The following is a 511-nucleotide window of genomic DNA, read 5'->3' on the forward strand; positions in this document are numbered from 1 at the left end:
GATTTGAAATTTATTTGATGTCTACTCAATTCAAAAAAGGCATTATAAAAAGAGTTCCATCCTTTTTCAGATTGATCATCAATAAGTAATATTTTTGCAGTATTCTGGAACAAATAAGGATTACCTTTTTGTACAGTAATTATAGGATTGATAGCGTTTCTATATTTAAAATACAATCCAGTTTTTAAATTATTTTTAACTTCTGGTATTTGGTCTGAAATCCCCAAAAATTCCGACCAACGTAATAAACAAAGTTCATTATCAATGTTATGATGAGACTGATAATTTGCTGGGGCTTTAAAACTCACTTTGTCTAAATACTTACTGAAATCAAAAGAAAAACTATTAGACAACTCTAAATTTTCAACTGCTTTTTCAATGGTATCAAGAGAATATTTTGAGAGGTTTACATAAAAAATATTAGGAGTCAATAGTATATTAGATAAAGAAGATAGTTTAAGTAATTGCTTTTCATATAGCGAACCAATAAATATAATTGGCTTTTTTATTA

The 511-nt window shown here is 26.4% G+C and carries 1 protein-coding gene; it reads right to left on the reverse strand.

Features of this window, described 5'->3' with window-relative positions:
• Window positions 1–511 (reverse strand): hypothetical protein (locus A9996_RS20175; RefSeq protein WP_211272681.1); only part of this gene is annotated, 511 nt, incomplete at both ends.

Source organism: Gelidibacter algens, from assembly GCF_001678675.1.
Lineage (GTDB): Bacteria > Bacteroidota > Bacteroidia > Flavobacteriales > Flavobacteriaceae > Gelidibacter > Gelidibacter algens.